Below are 16,160 nucleotides of genomic sequence, written 5' to 3'. Positions count from 1 at the left end.
CGTCAACTCCCCAGGGTTTCGTGGTGCGCCCCAAGGAGCGCCATTGTCTGCATTGATCTGCAGGGGAAGTCCGTACCGCCTGAACAGATCGGTCAGGTGCTCCTGGACCAATTCGGTTCGCTGATGCGCACAGGCTTGAATCGCCAGATTGAAGCGCGAGTGGTCATCGATCAACGTCAACGGGTAGCACGGCCCCTGACCCGTCTGGAAGAAGCCTTTGAAGTCGATCTGCCAAAGATCATTGGGGGCCTCGCGCTCATAGCGTTTCCATGGTGTAGCCGCGTCGCTGGCCTCAGAGGTGATCAACCCGTGCCGATGCAGGACGTTGGTGACGGTACTGGCACAAATGCGCTGATCCAGCAGATGTCTGATCTTGCGGCCGCCCCAGGCAGGGTGCTCCTTGCGGATGGCGATCACTTCTTCCTCAAGCCCGCGGTCCGTCAGCCTAGGGCTGCTGGCAGGTTTTCTGGATCGCTCCAAAAGGCCTGCCGCACCTTCCTTCCGGTAGCGGTTAAGCCACTTGTAACCTGTCTGCGGACTGATACTGAAGCGCCGGCAAAGCTCCCTGACATTGGCGTCTGGATGATTGGCCAGATGAACGAACTCTTCTCTCAAGCTCATGGCGTCTCTCGCGTTCCAAGGCATGGTCGAATTCCCGGCAGGTTTGCTTGCCGAAAAGTGTCAACCATGTCCCCGTACACCTGTCCACCATGTCTCCGGTCCATACAACCCGAAAAAAAGCCCGATTCAGAAATCGGGCTTGTTCTTACCCGCTACCTCTTAGCCGTGCCAAGCAGCCAGCAGCGCTTCAAGCTCTGCTTCGCTGATCAGCCCCGTCGGGTAACGTGCCAACAACAAGTGGCGGTGATCGGGCTTCCTGCCGCGGATTGCTCCATTGTCTTTCAACCACTGGGCCACCTGCTGAAGGGACTCGTGATTCACTGCTGACGAGGGCGAAGCCAGCTCACTTACTGCATTCATTTCGACACGTACTCCCTGGGCCGTGAGCGGCTAACCTACTCAAACTTTGTGACAGAACGATGCTGTCCTATCTGCTTGAAATACAATGCAAAATAAATACAAGAGGTGTGCCAGAAGGCAGTGCCGATTGTCGCCGCCGATAAAAAAACCCGTCCGAAGACGGGTTTTGGCATTTTGCGCAAACTCAGCCCTTGAACGGTGCCGGTTGCTGTTGGGTCAGGCAGTGAATGTTACCGCCACCCAAAAGCATCTCGCGACCCGGGATCATGACCACTTCATGCTCCGGGAATACCCGGGCAAGAATCGCTCTAGCCTCAGCATCTGCTGGGTCGTCGAAGCTCGGCGCAATGATGCCGCCGTTGACGATCAGGAAGTTGACGTAAGATCCGGCCAGGCGAACCGATGGGTTACGTTCCTGACTACCGGCCACCGGATCGACGCCCGCACACTCTTCTTCAGTGGCGAACAGCGGTCCCGGGATCGGCATTTTGTGCACCGTAAACGCGCGTCCTTTGGCGTCATGGCTGTTCTGCAGCACTTCAAGTGCGGCATGGCAACGTGCGTAGTTGGGGTCTTGCGGATCATCTGTCCAGGCCAGTAACACTTCACCTGGGCGCACGTAACAACAGAAGTTGTCGACGTGGCCATCAGTCTCATCGTTGTACAGGCCATCGGGCAGCCAGATGATGGTGTCTACCGCCAGGTGATCGCGCAGGATGGCTTCGATCTGCTCACGATTGAGGTGCGGATTGCGGTTGTGGTTGAGCAGGCACTCTTCGGTGGTGATCAGGGTGCCTTCACCATCGACGTGAATCGAACCGCCTTCAAGCACGAAGCCTTCAGTGTGGTAGCGCTGGCATCGCTCCATCTCAAGGACCTTGCTGGCCACTTGCTCGTCACGGTTCCACGGCGAGTACAGCCCGCCCTCGAAGCCGCCCCAGGCATTGAAGCCCCAGTCAACGCCGCGCACTTCGCCGCTGTTGTTGATGACAAAGGTCGGCCCGGTGTCACGCACCCAGGCGTCGTCGTTGCTGATTTCCACCACACGGATGTTCGGCCCGTCCAGACGGGCGCGCGCGTTGTCGTACTGGGCGGCCGAGACAGCCACGGTCACCGGCTCGAAACGGGCGATGGCCTGGGCCAGGGTCACGTGTGCGGCCTGTACCGGTTTGCCGCCCAGGCGCCAATTGTCCGGACGCTCGGGCCAGACCATCCATACCTGGGTTTGCGGCGCCCATTCGGCTGGCATGTAGAAGCCGTCGGCGCGTGGGGTGCTGGTCAGGGTCTTCATGAGTAAACCTTTGCAGTGTCCGACGCAGGCATCGAGGCCCGCGTCGAGGTCATTGAATGATCAGGATTCCAGCGCGCCATCGAGGGTCTTGACCGGGCCGTAGAGGTTTGGACGGCGGTCACGGAACGTGCCCCAGGCGCTGCGGATGTGCTCCAGTTTGTCGAGGTCGAAAGTATGCACCAGCACGCCCTCTTCGGTCTCGTTGAGCGCTTGGACTTTCTCACCAAACTGGTTGGCGATGAACGACGAGCCGTAGAAGGTGATGTCGTAGCCGTCCTGTTCTTCGGTACCGATACGGTTGCTGGCGATCAGCGGCATCAGGTTGGCACCGGCATGGCCCTGCTGCACACGCTGCCAGTGGTCACGCGAGGAGATGGTCTTGTCATGCGGCTCGCTGCCAATGGCGGTCGGGTAGAACAGTATTTCGGCGCCGAGCAACGCCATGCTGCGGGCGCACTCCGGGAACCACTGGTCCCAGCAGATGCCGACGCCGATCTTGGCGTAGCGGGTCTGCCAGACCTTGAAGCCGGTGTCGCCCGGGTTGAAGTAGTACTTTTCGTGGTAGCCAGGGCCATCCGGGATGTGGGTCTTGCGGTACACACCGAGGTTGCTGCCGTCGGCATCGATGATCGCGATGCTGTTGAATCGTGCGCGACCGGCCAGCTCGAAAAAGCTGATGGGCAGCACCACCTGCAGCTCTTTAGCCAGTGCCTGGAAATGCTCGATAGCGGCGTTGGTTTCAACCGGCGTAGCCAGTTGCAGGTAATCCGGATTCGGCTTCTGGCAGAAGTACGGGGTTTCGAACAGTTCCTGGATCAGGATGATCTGCGCGCCCTTGGCAGCCGCTTCGCGGACCAGCTTTTCGGCGGTGGCCAGGTTGTCCTGGCGATCCCAGGAGCACGCCATCTGGGTGGCGGCGACGGTAACGGTGCGGCTCATGAAAACCTCCTCGAAGGATGACTGGGCCGGCTGACCGTGCAGACGACCGATGACAGATTGCTGGGTGATGGCTGACTTTATATCCGATAAATATCGACTTTAAAAGCCACAAATAAGAAATTAAAGGCGAAAAAAAGCCGGTTAATCCGATATCAATCGAATTAACCGGCCTTAAGGCTGCGCGCTAGAGCTCTTCTGACAGAACCCTGTCGATACTGTCGACGAAGAAGTCCACGCTTTCACGGGTCGTGCACATTGGCGGCTTGATCTTGAGGATGTTCAGGTAGTCGCCGGTTGGCTGCATGAAGATCCCCAGGTCGCGAAGGCGATTGCACAGGGTGGTGGTTTCTGCGCTGGCCGGCTCCAGGGTGCTGCGGTCGCGTATCAGCTCCAGCCCCAGGTAGAAGCCCGAGCCGTGCACTGCACCGGCAAGCGGATGTTTATCGACCAATGCCTGCAGGCGCGCCTTGAAATACCTGCCGACGTCACGGGCGTTGTCCCACAAGCCTTCTTCTGCCATGACATCGAGCACCGCGATGCCGATCCGGCAACTGACCGGGCTGCCGCCAGCAGACGAGAAGAAGTAACCCTCGGCCTCCAGCGCTTCGGCAATCTCCCGACGGGTGATCACTGCCCCCAGCGGCTGGCCGTTGCCCATGCCCTTGGCCATGGTGATGATGTCCGGCACCACCCCCTGCTGTTCAAAGCCCCAGAAATACTCGCCCAGCCGACCGTAACCGACCTGTACTTCATCGGCGATGCATACGCCACCCGCGGCCCGGACTTTGGCATACGCCTGCTGCAGGTAACCCGCTGGCAGGGAGATGCCACCGGCGTTGCCGTACACCGGCTCACAGATGAACCCGGCCAGCTGCCGCTGCTCGGCAGCCAGAGCCTGCAGCTTGGCATCGACATCGCGCAAATAGTCGGCGCCACTGTCTTCGCCGCGGTAGGCGCCCCGGTAAGTGTTCGGCGCAATGACCGGGTGCACCCAATCAGGCCGGGTGCTCAGGGCTTGAGGGTTGTCGGCAATCGAGGTGGAAATGGCATCAGTGGCCACCGACCAGCCGTGATAGGCCTCCAATACGCTGAGCATGTCACGGCCACCGCTGTAGGCCCAGGCCAGGCGAATCGCCAGGTCGTTGGCTTCGGTGCCGCTGTTGACCAGGAACACCCGGTCCATGGAATCGGGGGCCAGCTCCAGCAGACGCTCGGAGAACTCGGCGATGGCCGCGTAATGGAAGCGTGAGTTGGTGTTGAGCAGTGACCACTGCCGTGCCGATTCGCTGGCCATGCGTGGATGACCGTGGCCGAGTACCGCGACATTGTTGAGCATGTCCAGGTACGAGCGCCCCTGCATGTCGATCAGGTAGTTGCGCCAGCCGCGCTCTATATGCGGCGGTTGCTCGTAGTAGTGCTTTTGCGAGCGGGCAAAACTGGCGTCGCGGCGTTCCAGCAATTGCTGCGCATCGACCAGCGGCTCGGCCTCACAGGCGAACCCGAGCAATGCTTGCGGCGACGGACACAGCGCCTGCCATGCGGCGGCCCGCGACGGCACAACGAATGAAGGCGGATACAGATCCGGGACACGGCACAGCTGGATCCGCAGGACGCCGTCAGTCTGCCCCAGACGCTGCCCTTGGTTCAGTTGCGTCCCCGAGTCAGGCGCATCCTCCAGCCCACGCAACCAGAGGCTGCACTGCTCGCCTTTCAGGCAGCCCTGCCCCTCTGCCGTTTGAGTCCAGACCCCCGCCCAAGGCGCCTGCAACTCGGCAGTCGTAGCGACTTGCAGCTCGACGTGCAAAGCAAAGGTACGCGGTTCTTGCGGGTTGTCGATGTGGGTTTGCGACAGACGATACTGACCGTAGAGCGAACAGGCCGCACCTTGTGCAGCGGCCTGCTCGCGCAACAGCTGCTGGTCGATACCGGGCTGTTCCCAGTTACCGGCCTGGAAGTGATTGCTCAATACGCCCAGGTCCACGGGGGTGACGCTGCTGGCCTGCAAGCCGGGCAGCAGCGGGCTGGCTTGCAGCGGCAATACGGGCAGATCGAGACCGGCGACCTGCACAATCGCTGCTTCCATCAGTTCGAACGGCACGCTGGTCGCGACGTCGAAGATTTCCCATTCGTGGCTCAGATTATCGCGAATGTAGCCATTGCCCGGATCGACGCTCAGTTGCTGCTCACTGCTGAGCACCAGCACTGCCGCGCGTGCAACGATCAGCGGCCAAAGGGCTTTGAGCTCGGCTTCGGTTAGCGGATTAAGCGCATGGTAGGCCTGGACGGCCGGCAGGATACGCAGCGGATCGCCCTCGGCATGATGGAGCAAAGCCGCGCAGGTTACCGACAGGTCGGCAATTCGCCAGGTGTGCAGCAGATCACCGAAATCGATGACCCCTTGCAACTGCCATTGCCGCTGCTCGTCACGCTGCCAGACGGCGTTGTCATCGGTGATGTCCAGATGCACAGCCTGCATCGGCAATTGTTCGATCAATGGTTGCAAGCACCGCTCGGCCTTGCCTGTGGCCGCTAGCAGCTGCGCCTTGCGCGGCCCGTCGCTGAGCACTGGCGACAAATTAGCGATAAGGGTCGGGGCATGCCGTGGGTCCCATTGCAGCGTGCGCTCAAGTCCTGGGTGGATGAAACCGGCCAGCGCCTGGTCGATGCGCGCGCAGAGCCTGCCCAGCTCAGCGACCAACTGCGGCGCCATGTACTTCAGGCGGGTCAGTGACTGCCCTTCGATGTAGTCAAGCAGGCGTACACGCAGGGGCTGGCCGTCCAGATCCAGCGCCAACAGTTGCTCGCCGGATCCTGCCGCGATTACCGCAGGCACCGGTAAACCACGTTCAAGCAAGTAGCTCAGAGCCGCGTGCTGGGCTTCCAGTTCGGCAACGGTATAATCGCCATGACAGATTTTCAGCACATAACGCCCCTGGGCACTATCGACACGAAAGTTCAGGTCTTGCTGACTGCCTAAAGGTTGCAATGAGCCACTGAGCCCATAGTGCTCCTGCAATACCCGCAGCGCTTGCTGCTCGCTGACGTCGGGACAGGGCTGACTGGAGCGGTGGAGCAGGGTACTGAGCGGCATGGTGAGACCTCATTTTTTTTGTTGCTTATATCGCCACCGCTTTTGCCGATAAGCAAGTGCGGCGAGGAAAAAGCGATGAACAACGAGGTGTTGCGCAGTAACTCGCTTAAGCGGCGTAATTGCCTTGCTCCGATTTACCCGCAAGCTAGGCTTGAGCAGATCATTATCAGATTCATCAAAGGTCACTGGATATGCGCATACTCATAACCGGCGGTGCCGGTTTTATCGGCTCAGCCCTGATCCGTCACCTGATCCGCACCACCGAGCACGAGGTCCTCAACCTCGACAAGCTGACCTATGCCGGTAATCTGGAGTCGTTGACCAGTATTGCTACCAATACCCGCTATGAGTTTGTCCAGGCTGATATCGCTGACCAGGCAACCGTCAGCGCACTACTTGAGCGTTTCAAGCCCCAGGCAATCATGCATCTGGCGGCAGAGTCGCACGTCGACCGCTCGATCGATGGGCCGTCAGACTTCATTCAAACCAACATCGTCGGCACCTACAGCCTGCTGGAAGCGACTCGCGCCTACTGGCTCAGACTGCCAGCTCAAGAGCGTGCAGCGTTTCGCTTCCATCACATTTCTACCGACGAAGTGTATGGCGACCTGCATGGCGTCGATGACCTGTTCACCGAAACCACGCCGTACGCACCAAGCTCACCCTACTCCGCGAGCAAGGCGGCATCCGACCATCTGGTCCGCGCCTGGCATCGCACCTACGGCCTGCCGGTACTGATCACCAACTGCTCGAACAATTACGGGCCGTTCCATTTCCCGGAAAAACTGATTCCGCTGGTGATCCTCAACGCGCTGGCCGGCAAACCTCTGCCTGTTTATGGCAACGGCCTGCAGGTACGCGACTGGTTGTTCGTCGAGGACCATGCCCGTGCCCTGCTCAAGGTGGTCACCGAAGGCAAAGTCGGTGAAACCTATAACATTGGTGGGCACAACGAGCAGAAGAACATCGATGTGGTGCGCGGCATCTGCGCCTTGCTCGAAGAGCTCGCGCCACAGCATCCGGCCGGTGTTGCCCACTATGCCGACCTGATCACTTTCGTTCAGGATCGCCCTGGCCACGACCAGCGTTACGCCATCGACGCCAGCAAGATCGAGGGTGAACTGGGGTGGGTCCCCGAAGAGACATTCGAAACCGGCCTGCGCAAGACCGTGCAGTGGTACCTGGACAACCTGGAATGGTGCCAGCGGGTTCAAGACGGTAGTTATCAAGGCCAACGCCTGGGCGCCAGCGACTTCAAGGATCTTATTGCATGACCAAAGGTATCGTTCTGGCCGGAGGCTCCGGCACCCGCCTGCACCCCATCACCCTGGGTGTTTCCAAACAACTGCTGCCCATCTACGACAAGCCGATGATCTACTACCCGATCTCGGTGCTGATGCTGGCCGGTATTCGGGAAATCCTGCTGATTTCCACCCCGTACGACTTGCCCCAATACCAGCAGCTGCTGGGCGACGGCAGCCAGTTCGGTATCGAACTGAGCTACGCCGAGCAGCCTTCCCCCGACGGTCTGGCCCAGGCCTTCCTGATCGGCGAAGAATTCATTGGCGACGATTCGGTCTGCCTGATCCTGGGCGACAACATCTTCCACGGCCAGGGATTCAGCGAACAACTGTTGCGTGCCATCAAGCAGCCTTCCGGTGCCACGGTGTTCGGCTATCTGGTCAAGGATCCGGAGCGCTTCGGTGTTGTCGACTTCGACCCGAATGGCCGTGCGCTATCGATCGAAGAGAAACCCGCCAAGCCTAAGTCCCCCTATGCGGTGACCGGTCTGTACTTCTACGACAACGATGTGGTGGCTATTGCCAAGAACGTGAAACCGTCGCCACGCGGCGAGCTGGAAATCACCGACGTCAACAATGCCTACCTGCAACGCGGCGATCTGCGTGTGGAGCGTTTCGGTCGCGGCTTTGCCTGGCTCGATACCGGTACCCACGACAGTCTGCTGGAAGCCTCGCAGTACGTGCAGACCATCGAACATCGGCAGGGCTTGAAGGTTGCCTGCCTTGAAGAGATCGCGTTCCAGCAAGGCTGGATCGATCGCTCACACTTGCTGGAACGTGCCAAGACATTCGGCAAGACCGGCTACGGACAATACCTTTTTGCCTTGGCTGAAGAAGATTAATGAACGTAATTACTACTGATCTGCCGGGTGTACTGATCATTGAACCGAAAGTATTCGGTGATAGCCGCGGTTTTTTCTACGAGAGTTTCAACGCCAAGGTGTTCGAAGAAATAACCGGTGTATGCACAACCTTTGTCCAGGACAACCACTCCAGGTCGCAGAAAGGCGTACTCCGTGGGCTGCACTATCAACTGGAAAACACCCAAGGCAAACTGGTTCGCGTGACCCAGGGTGAAGTGCTGGATATCGCTGTCGATGTCCGCCGCAGTTCCCCGCACTTCGGGCAGTGGGTCGGGGTAAGGCTGTCTGCCGACAACCGCCGCCAGCTCTGGATACCGGAAGGTTTTGCTCACGGTTTTGTCGTGTTGAGCGACAGCGCCGAGTTTCTCTACAAAACCACCGACTACTACAACCCGGCAGCGGAACGCTGCATTCGTTGGGATGATCCAGACCTGGCCATTGACTGGCAGCTGAATGAAGCGCCGCTGTTGTCCGCCAAGGACCAGCTCGGTAAATCGCTGAAAGAGCTGGACACGCTACCATGACTGCACGCCGACTGAGCATCCTGATCAGCGGCCAGCACGGCCAGGTATCCCGGGAGCTGCAACAGCGCCTGGGCGACCTCGGCCAGTTGCATGTACTGGGTCGTGAGCAGCTCGACTTGGCCCGCCCCGAGGGTATCCGCGAGCGGGTACAGGCGCTCAAGCCTGACCTGATCATCAACGCCGCCGCTCACACGGCGGTGGATCAGGCCGAGAGCGAGCCGGAACTGGCGTTTGCGATCAATGCCAGGGCACCGGGCATCTTCGCCGAGGAGGCCGCGAAGCTGGGCATTCCGCTGATTCACTATTCCACTGACTACGTGTTCGACGGCAGCAAGCACAGCCCTTACACCGAAGACGATGTGCCCAATCCGCTGAGTGTCTACGGGCGCAGCAAACTGGCCGGTGAACAGGCCATTACCGTGGTCGGTGGCGAGCACCTGATCCTGCGGACCAGTTGGGTGTATTCGCGCCATGGGCGTAACTTCCTGCTGACCATGCAGCGCCTGCTGCAGGAAAAGCCTGAACTGCGCATCGTCGCTGACCAGATCGGCGCGCCGACCTGGGCCGGCACCATCGCGCTGAGCACCCGCGCACTGATCGAACGCTGGCTGGCGGGGTGCCCCGGTGCCTGGGGCACCTATCATCTGACCGCACAGGGTGAAACCTCCTGGTTTGGTTTTGCCCAGGCCATCGGCGAGCAACTCAAGGCCCAGGGGTTGCCCTGCGCCGAGCTGCTACCGATTCCGTCAAGCGAGTACCCTACCCCGGCCCGTCGCCCGCTCAATTCGCGCCTCGATTGCAGCCGCCTGCAACGCGAGTGGCAGGTCAGCCAACCGCACTGGCAGCAAGCACTGATCGACTGCCTGAAGTAGCGCATAATGCGCCAGATCACTCTGGCGCAGTTACCATGACCAAGATTCCACCACTTCCCCGCCGTCCTCGATGGCGCAGCCTGGCATTGCTGGCGGTGTGCCTGGCGCCCTTGCTCTGGCCCTTGCAGCACCTGGCCAAACACTATTACCAAGGTGAACTGGCCAGCCAGAACCGCCAGACCCTGGACCTGTATGTCGCCAACCTGCTGGGCACCCTGCATCGCTATGAGACGCTGCCGCAGATCCTTGGCGACCTGCCCGCCCTGCGCGCAGTGCTGGCCGATCCCCTGCGCCTGGAAACCCTGACCAACGCCAACCGTCTGCTCAAAGACATCGCCACCCAGACCGGCGCTGAAGTCATGTACCTGATGGACGCCCGGGGCAATACCCTGGCAGCCTCCAACTGGGACAAGCACGACAGCTTCGTCGGTCGCAACTTCGCCTTCCGCCCGTACTACACCGAAGCGATTGCCGGACGCCTAGGGCGCTTCTTCGGCCAGGGCACGACCTCGGCCAAGCGTGGCTATTTCTTCGCCGCCGCCGTACGCGATGGCGAGCAGATCATCGGCGCACTGGTGGTCAAGGTCGATCTGGACCACACCGAAACCCTGTGGGGCAAAACACCTGAGCAATTGTTGCTCACCGACCATAACGGCGTGGTGATCCTGACTTCTCGTCCGGACTGGCGCTTTCGGGCCACCCGGCCGCTGACCGCTGCCGAACGCGAGGCGATTACCGCCATCCAGCCCTATCCGACTCAGGCCCCGCAGCCACTGAACCTTAACCAGGAGGCCTGGTTGATCCAGACCCAGGTCATTGAGGAGACCGGCTGGCAGGTCAGCATCCTGGCACCGCGAACCCTGATCGACCGTTCGGTGAATACAGTGGTGGCGATCGGCGCCGCCGCCCTGCTGGTGCTGATGCTGTTGCTGGGCCTGATGATGCAACGCCGACGTCATTACATGGACCGCATCAATTTTGAGGCCCATGCCCGCCAGGAACTTGAGAAGCGTGTGATTGAACGTACTGCCGACCTGGAAGGGCTCAACAGCCGTCTGAAAAACGAGGTGCTCGAGCGCGAGCAGGCCCAGCAGGAACTGGTGCGCGCCCAGGATGAACTGGTCCAGGCCGGCAAACTGTCAGTGCTGGGGACCATGTCGGCAAGCATCAGTCACGAGCTCAACCAACCCTTGGCGGCGATCCGCAGCTATGCCGAAAATGCCGAGATCCTGCTCGACCACCAGCGCACTGACGACGCCCGCAGCAACCTCAAGCTGATCAGCGAACTGACTGGGCGCATGGCTTCGATCATTGCCCACCTGCGCGCCTTCGCCCGCCGCGACAGGCACGCACCGGAGAGCGTGGCTCTGCAGCCGGCGCTGGATGACGCCCTGGCTCTGCTGGCCAAGCGCCGGCGCGCCATGGCGGTGGAACTGGTGCGCGACCTGCCGGACGCTACGCTCTGGGTCCAGGCCGGTGAGACCCGCCTGCGCCAGGTGCTCGGCAACCTGCTGGCCAACGCCCTTGATGCCCTGACCGAAAAAGCCAACCCGCGTAAACTCATGCTCAGTGCCGAACAGCGCGACGGCTACGTCTACCTGTACATTCGCGACAACGGCCCGGGTTTTACCAGCGAAGCGCTGGCCCGTGCCCGCGAGCCGTTTTTCACCACCAAGACGCGCACCCAGGGGCTTGGCCTGGGCCTGGCGATCTGCGACACCTTGATGCGTGCGCTGGGCGGCGAGTTGCTGCTCGGTAACCACCCGGAAGGTGGCGCCTTGCTTACCCTGCAACTGCGCGTGGCCAAGCCCGGCGCCAACCTGCAAACTTCGGAGGACCCATCGGCATGACGACCGAGCCGCTCATTGACAGCCGCGTACAGGTGATTCTGGTCGACGACGACCCACACCTGCGCCAGGCGCTGAGCCAGACCCTGGATCTTGCCGGCCTCAACGTCCTGTCGCTGAGCGATGCCCAGAACCTGGCCGGACGCATTGAACAGGACTGGCCCGGCGTGCTGGTCAGCGATATCCGCATGCCTGGCATTGATGGTCTGGAGCTGTTGCAACAGGTGCACGCCCAGGACCCGGAGCTGCCGGTGTTGCTGATTACCGGGCATGGTGATGTGCCGCTGGCGGTACAGGCCATGCGCGCCGGCGCCTATGATTTTCTCGAAAAGCCTTTCGCCAGTGACGCCCTGCTCGACAGCGTACGCCGCGCCCTGGCCTTGCGCCGTCTGGTGCTGGACAACCGCAGCCTGCGCCTGGCCCTGAGTGACCGCCAGCAACTGAGTACCCGCCTGGTCGGTCATTCCACCCCCATGTTGCGCCTGCGCGAGCAGATCGGCGCCCTCGCCGGGACGCGCGCCGACGTGCTGATCCTCGGCGAGACCGGTGCCGGCAAGGAAGTGGTGGCTCGTGCCCTGCATGACCTGTCGAGCCGTCGCGATGGCCCGTTCGTGGCGATCAACGCCGGCGCCCTGGCCGAGTCGGTGGTCGAAAGCGAACTGTTTGGTCACGAGCCGGGGGCTTTCACCGGTGCGCAGAAACGCCGGATCGGCAAGTTCGAGTTTGCCAATGGCGGCACGCTGTTCCTCGACGAAATCGAGAGCATGAGCCTGGACGTGCAGGTCAAACTGCTGCGCCTGCTGCAGGAACGCGTGGTGGAACGCCTGGGCGGTAACCAGCAGATTCCGTTGGACATCCGCATCATCGCGGCCACCAAGGAGGACTTGCGTCAGGCCGCCGATCAGGGCCGTTTCCGCGCTGACCTGTACTACCGCCTGAACGTCGCGCCGCTACGCATTCCGCCGCTACGTGAACGCGGCGATGACATTCTGGTGTTGTTCCAGCATTTCGCCGATGCCGCGAGCGAACGCCACGGCCTGCCAGCGCACACCTTGCAGCCGGCGCAGCGCGCGCTGTTGTTGCGCCACAATTGGCCTGGCAACGTACGTGAATTGCAGAATGCCGCCGAACGTTTCGCCCTCGGGCTGGAACTGGCGCTCGATGGCGAAGCCCCGGCGCAGGTCCACGAACAACCGCCCACTGCCACCAGTGGCAATCTCAGCGATCAGGTCGAGCAGTTCGAACGTTCGCTGATCGCCGCCGAACTGGCTCAGCCACACAGCTCCATGCGCAGCCTGGCCGAGGCGCTCGGCATTCCACGCAAGACCTTGCACGACAAACTGCGCAAACATGGCCTGAGCTTCGCCGACAGCAACAGCAGCCCTGACGAGATGGAGGACAACCGCCCATGACCACAGACAGCCGCTACCTGGAATCTGTGCTGCACGGCGACATTCCGCTGACCCGCGAAATGGGTTTGCAGGTACTCGACTGGCAGCAGCAACAACTGCGCCTGCAATTACCGTTGGCTGCCAACGTCAATCACAAGAGCACCATGTTTGGCGGCAGCCTGTACTGCGCTGCGGTACTGGTCGGTTGGGGCTGGTTGCACCTGCGTCTGCGCGAGGCGGGTATCGACGATGGTCATATCGTCATTCAGGAAGGACAGATCAGCTATCCACTGCCGGTGACGGGGGCAGCTATCGCTGTCTGCGCAGCACCGGACGAGAAAGTCTGGGAACGCTTCATTGCCACCTATCAGCGTCGTGGCCGGGCGCGCCTGAACCTGCACACCCGGGTCAGCAACGCCGGCAGCGATGAGGCCGCCGTGCTGTTCAGCGGCCAGTACGTGCTACATCGTTGAAGCCAGTTGCAACAGTTTGCCGCGCCACGGCGCAGCGGCTGGCAAGGCAAGGAAGAAGGGGTTGAGCAGCGATTCGCGCGGCGGGTAGGCAAAGGCCTGGCCATCGAGGTCGAGCACTTCGCCGCCAGCCCCCTCCAGCACACCCTGGGCGGCCGCAGTGTCCCACTGGGACGTCGGCGCCAAACGCGGATAGCAGTCAGCAGCCCCCTCAGCCAACAGGCAGAACTTCAGCGAGCTGCCGATATTGGCAAGCTCAAGCTCACCCAGCGCTGTACTCAAACCGGCCAACAGGGCTTCTTGCTGCGGGCTGGAATGTCGGCGGCTGGCGACCACGGTAAAACTCACGCCCACAGGGGGAGCCAGGCGCACCTGGATGGCTTGCGCAGTTTCATCCGCCTCGGCGCACCAGGCGCCAATACCTTGGCCACCGTAGTAGCAACGACCATTGGTAGGAATCGCTACCACGCCGAACACCACACGGCCCTGCTCGATCAGGGCAATATTGACGGTGAACTCTTCAGTACCGGCGATGAACTCCTTGGTGCCATCGAGCGGATCGACCAACCACCAACGCTGCCACTGCTGACGTTCATCCAGCGGAATATTGCAGTCTTCTTCAGACAGCACCGGAATCGTCGGAGCCAACGCTCGCAGGCCCTTGGCAATCACCTCATGGGCAGCCAGGTCAGCAGCGGTGACCGGCGAATCATCCGCTTTCGCCGTTACCGCTACATCGGCACGCCAGAACGGCAGGATGGCCTTGCCCGCCTGACGTGCCAATTCGACCACCTGCTGCATCAGTTGCTGGTCATTCATGCGCTGAACGCCCCACGCTGAGTCAGCAGGTCACGCACCAGGTACAGGGCCGCCAAGGCGCGGCCTTCAGAGAACTGCGGGTGCTGGGCCAGCGCCGAAAGTTCGCGCAGGTTGATCTTGTCGACGCGCATCGGCTCCGGCTCATCGCCTTCCAGGCGCTCTTCGTACAGATCAGTGGCCAACACCACCTGGATCTTCTGACTCATGTAGCCCGGCGACAGCGACAGTTCGGTCAGGTGTTCGAGCTGACGCGCACCAAAGCCCGCTTCTTCCTTGAGCTCGCGATCGGCTGCCGCCAACACATCTTCACCCGGCTCGATCAGGCCCTTGGGCAAGGACAGCTCGTACTCGTCGGTGCCGCCGCAATACTCTTCCACCAGCACCGCGTGCTCGGCATCGAGCATCGCCACAATCATAACCGCGCCATAACCATTGCCGCGCCCCACCAGCCGTTCATAAGTGCGCTCGTTACCATTGGCAAAGCGCAATTGCACAGCTTCGACCCGAAACAGACGGCTGCTGGCGACAATTTCGCGGGAGAGGACGGTGGGTTTCTGGCGCATGGGGCGGCTCCTGGGCGTGAACGCGTTACTATACCGTGGCTTGCCCGGCCACCGCTGCCTTGACTGTCCGAGAATTTCATATGCCCGTTTTAGCCTGGCCCACCATCGACACCGTACTGCTGGACATGGACGGTACCCTGCTGGACCTGCACTTCGACAACCACTTCTGGCTCGAACACCTGCCCCAGCGCTATGCCGACCTGCACGGCATCAGCCGGGCGATGGCCGAGCTGGAAATGCAGCCCTTGTTCGAGCAGCATGCAGGCTCGCTGAACTGGTACTGCCTGGATTTCTGGAGCCGTGAGCTGAATCTCCCGGTGCGCGACCTGAAGCTCGAAACCGCTCATTTGATCGCCTTGCGCCCGGACGCGGACACCTTCCTCCAGGCCATCAAACAGGCCGGCAAGCGGGTGATCCTGATCACCAACGCCCACCGCGACTCGCTGTCGTTGAAACTGGAACGGGTGGAACTTGCGCCTTACTTCGAACGCCTGATCAGCTCCCATGACTACGGGTATCCCAAGGAAAACCCGCAGTTCTGGGACGCCTTGCAGGCCGACATCAACTTCACCCCGCAGCGCAGCCTGTTTATCGACGACACCTTGTCGATCCTGCGCAGCGCCCGTGATTTTGGCGTGGCGCACCTGCTTGCGGTGCGCCAGCCGGATAGCCGTAAAGGGCCACGGGATACCGAGGAGTTCGCTGCGGTCGAGGACTACCGGGCGTTACTCGAAGGCTTGTGATTACTCGGGAATGCGCAGCGACTGGCCTGGATAGATCTTGTCCGGATGCTTGAGCATCGGTTTGTTGGCATCGAAGATCTTGTTGTACAGATTGGCGTTGCCATACACCGCCAGCGAAATCGCGCTGAGGGTATCGCCCTTCTTCACCACCACAAAGCGGGCAGCGGCAACGACCGGCCCGGTCACGGTGATCTGATCATCCACTGACGCCACGCCGGCAATGTTGCCCAGCGCCAGGAGAATCTTCTCCTTCTCTTCCTGGCTGGACACTTCACCGGTGACGGTCACCTTGTCGCCATCGACCGTGGCCTTGATGTTCGGGTTGCCGAGGCCAACCGCTTCCACGTGCTTGTGCAATTGCTCGCTGGCATTGGCATTACCGGGTGTCAGCAGGTCGATGATTTTCTCACCGGCCTCTTTGATGAAACTGAAAATGCTCATACCGCTCTCCTTGGTGATGAATCT

The 16,160-nt window shown here is 61.1% G+C and carries 16 protein-coding genes; 8 read left to right on the top strand and 8 right to left on the bottom strand.

All coding sequences use genetic code 11. From position 1 onward, the window contains the following. The 5 genes from C6382_RS23925 to C6382_RS18925 form a co-directional block, all read right to left on the bottom strand. Window positions 1-645, bottom strand: a 645-nt coding sequence (locus C6382_RS23925; protein ID WP_146146920.1) for a helix-turn-helix domain-containing protein, incomplete at its 3' end; no start/stop codon positions are given. Between the two features lie 135 nt (window positions 646-780). Then, window positions 781-981, bottom strand: a complete 201-nt coding sequence (locus tag C6382_RS18940; protein WP_107025888.1) for a hypothetical protein — start codon at window positions 979-981, stop codon at window positions 781-783. A gap of 184 nt (window positions 982-1,165) precedes the next feature. Then, window positions 1,166-2,272 carry an agmatine deiminase gene (gene aguA / locus C6382_RS18935; protein ID WP_107025887.1) on the bottom strand — a complete coding sequence of 369 codons (1,107 nt, stop codon included), beginning with the start codon at window positions 2,270-2,272 and terminating at the stop codon, window positions 1,166-1,168. 60 nt (window positions 2,273-2,332) lie between these two features. Next, window positions 2,333-3,211, bottom strand: coding sequence for an N-carbamoylputrescine amidase (aguB, locus tag C6382_RS18930; RefSeq protein ID WP_107025886.1), 879 nt, complete (start codon window positions 3,209-3,211; stop codon window positions 2,333-2,335). A gap of 184 nt (window positions 3,212-3,395) precedes the next feature. Then, a complete protein-coding gene (locus C6382_RS18925; RefSeq protein WP_107025885.1) occupies window positions 3,396-6,302 on the bottom strand; it encodes an aminotransferase in 2,907 nt (968 codons plus the stop codon). Window positions 6,303-6,493: 191 nt separating this feature from the next. Here C6382_RS18925 and rfbB point away from each other — a divergent pair, with 191 nt between their 5' ends. From rfbB to C6382_RS18890, 7 genes are read left to right on the top strand one after another with little or no spacing between them, the layout of a single operon-like run. After that, the gene (gene rfbB, locus C6382_RS18920) at window positions 6,494-7,576 is read left to right on the top strand and encodes a dTDP-glucose 4,6-dehydratase (protein WP_107025884.1); all 1,083 of its coding nucleotides are present in this window, start codon (window positions 6,494-6,496) and stop codon (window positions 7,574-7,576) included. Then, window positions 7,573-8,445 carry a glucose-1-phosphate thymidylyltransferase RfbA gene (gene rfbA, locus C6382_RS18915; protein WP_107025883.1) on the top strand — a complete coding sequence of 291 codons (873 nt, stop codon included), beginning with the start codon at window positions 7,573-7,575 and terminating at the stop codon, window positions 8,443-8,445. Before rfbB ends, rfbA begins: the two co-directional genes overlap by 4 nt. Continuing rightward, window positions 8,445-8,990: a dTDP-4-dehydrorhamnose 3,5-epimerase gene (gene rfbC, locus C6382_RS18910; protein WP_107025882.1), complete on the top strand. Its 546-nt coding sequence runs from the start codon at window positions 8,445-8,447 to the stop codon at window positions 8,988-8,990. The genes rfbA and rfbC overlap by 1 nt, the downstream gene beginning before the upstream one ends. Continuing rightward, complete coding sequence (rfbD, locus tag C6382_RS18905; RefSeq protein WP_107025881.1) at window positions 8,987-9,862, top strand: dTDP-4-dehydrorhamnose reductase; 876 nt, start codon at window positions 8,987-8,989, stop codon at window positions 9,860-9,862. The genes rfbC and rfbD overlap by 4 nt, the downstream gene beginning before the upstream one ends. Before the next feature lie 35 nt (window positions 9,863-9,897). Continuing rightward, a complete protein-coding gene (locus C6382_RS18900) occupies window positions 9,898-11,712 on the top strand; it encodes an ATP-binding protein (protein ID WP_107025880.1) in 1,815 nt (604 codons plus the stop codon). Next, a complete protein-coding gene (locus tag C6382_RS18895; RefSeq protein ID WP_107025879.1) occupies window positions 11,709-13,121 on the top strand; it encodes a sigma-54 dependent transcriptional regulator in 1,413 nt (470 codons plus the stop codon). The genes C6382_RS18900 and C6382_RS18895 overlap by 4 nt, the downstream gene beginning before the upstream one ends. After that, entirely contained in the window at window positions 13,118-13,573 is a 456-nt protein-coding gene (locus tag C6382_RS18890; RefSeq protein ID WP_107025878.1) for a YiiD C-terminal domain-containing protein, read from the top strand. Before C6382_RS18895 ends, C6382_RS18890 begins: the two co-directional genes overlap by 4 nt. Here C6382_RS18890 and cysQ read toward each other — a convergent pair. Both cysQ and nudE read right to left on the bottom strand, forming a co-directional pair. Further along, complete coding sequence (gene cysQ, locus C6382_RS18885) at window positions 13,562-14,389, bottom strand: 3'(2'),5'-bisphosphate nucleotidase CysQ (RefSeq protein ID WP_107025877.1); 828 nt, start codon at window positions 14,387-14,389, stop codon at window positions 13,562-13,564. The genes C6382_RS18890 and cysQ overlap by 12 nt on opposite strands. Further along, window positions 14,386-14,952 (bottom strand): ADP compounds hydrolase NudE, encoded by a 567-nt coding sequence (nudE, locus tag C6382_RS18880; protein WP_107025876.1) that lies wholly within the window; start codon window positions 14,950-14,952, stop codon window positions 14,386-14,388. Before nudE ends, cysQ begins: the two co-directional genes overlap by 4 nt. A gap of 80 nt (window positions 14,953-15,032) precedes the next feature. On the opposite strand from nudE, the gene yrfG reads away from it, so the two are divergent. Next, window positions 15,033-15,695 (top strand): GMP/IMP nucleotidase, encoded by a 663-nt coding sequence (yrfG, locus tag C6382_RS18875; RefSeq protein WP_107025875.1) that lies wholly within the window; start codon window positions 15,033-15,035, stop codon window positions 15,693-15,695. On the opposite strand, the gene lysM is transcribed toward yrfG, so the two are convergent. Then, window positions 15,696-16,136 (bottom strand): peptidoglycan-binding protein LysM, encoded by a 441-nt coding sequence (gene lysM / locus C6382_RS18870; RefSeq protein WP_107025874.1) that lies wholly within the window; start codon window positions 16,134-16,136, stop codon window positions 15,696-15,698. Between the last annotated feature and the right edge of the window lie 24 nt (window positions 16,137-16,160).

Origin of the sequence: Pseudomonas sp. BBP2017, assembly GCF_003024385.1 — a bacterium.
In the GTDB taxonomy this organism is placed as follows: domain Bacteria; phylum Pseudomonadota; class Gammaproteobacteria; order Pseudomonadales; family Pseudomonadaceae; genus Aquipseudomonas.
Note: the sequence above shows the minus strand (reverse complement) of the source record. Positions and strands in the feature narration are given on the sequence as shown.

Bases quoted from the DNA above. Each gene is read 5' to 3' on its own strand.
- C6382_RS18940 (WP_107025888.1), bottom strand. From the start codon at position 981: ATGAATGCAGTAAGTGAGCTGGCTTCGCCCTCGTCAGCAGTGAATCAC.
- aguA (WP_107025887.1), bottom strand. From the start codon at position 2,272: ATGAAGACCCTGACCAGCACCCCACGCGCCGACGGCTTCTACATGCCA.
- aguB (WP_107025886.1), bottom strand. From the start codon at position 3,211: ATGAGCCGCACCGTTACCGTCGCCGCCACCCAGATGGCGTGCTCCTGG.
- C6382_RS18925 (WP_107025885.1), bottom strand. From the start codon at position 6,302: ATGCCGCTCAGTACCCTGCTCCACCGCTCCAGTCAGCCCTGTCCCGAC.
- rfbB (WP_107025884.1), top strand. From the start codon at position 6,494: ATGCGCATACTCATAACCGGCGGTGCCGGTTTTATCGGCTCAGCCCTG.
- rfbA (WP_107025883.1), top strand. From the start codon at position 7,573: ATGACCAAAGGTATCGTTCTGGCCGGAGGCTCCGGCACCCGCCTGCAC.
- rfbC (WP_107025882.1), top strand. From the start codon at position 8,445: ATGAACGTAATTACTACTGATCTGCCGGGTGTACTGATCATTGAACCG.
- rfbD (WP_107025881.1), top strand. From the start codon at position 8,987: ATGACTGCACGCCGACTGAGCATCCTGATCAGCGGCCAGCACGGCCAG.
- C6382_RS18900 (WP_107025880.1), top strand. From the start codon at position 9,898: ATGACCAAGATTCCACCACTTCCCCGCCGTCCTCGATGGCGCAGCCTG.
- C6382_RS18895 (WP_107025879.1), top strand. From the start codon at position 11,709: ATGACGACCGAGCCGCTCATTGACAGCCGCGTACAGGTGATTCTGGTC.
- C6382_RS18890 (WP_107025878.1), top strand. From the start codon at position 13,118: ATGACCACAGACAGCCGCTACCTGGAATCTGTGCTGCACGGCGACATT.
- cysQ (WP_107025877.1), bottom strand. From the start codon at position 14,389: ATGAATGACCAGCAACTGATGCAGCAGGTGGTCGAATTGGCACGTCAG.
- nudE (WP_107025876.1), bottom strand. From the start codon at position 14,952: ATGCGCCAGAAACCCACCGTCCTCTCCCGCGAAATTGTCGCCAGCAGC.
- yrfG (WP_107025875.1), top strand. From the start codon at position 15,033: ATGCCCGTTTTAGCCTGGCCCACCATCGACACCGTACTGCTGGACATG.
- lysM (WP_107025874.1), bottom strand. From the start codon at position 16,136: ATGAGCATTTTCAGTTTCATCAAAGAGGCCGGTGAGAAAATCATCGAC.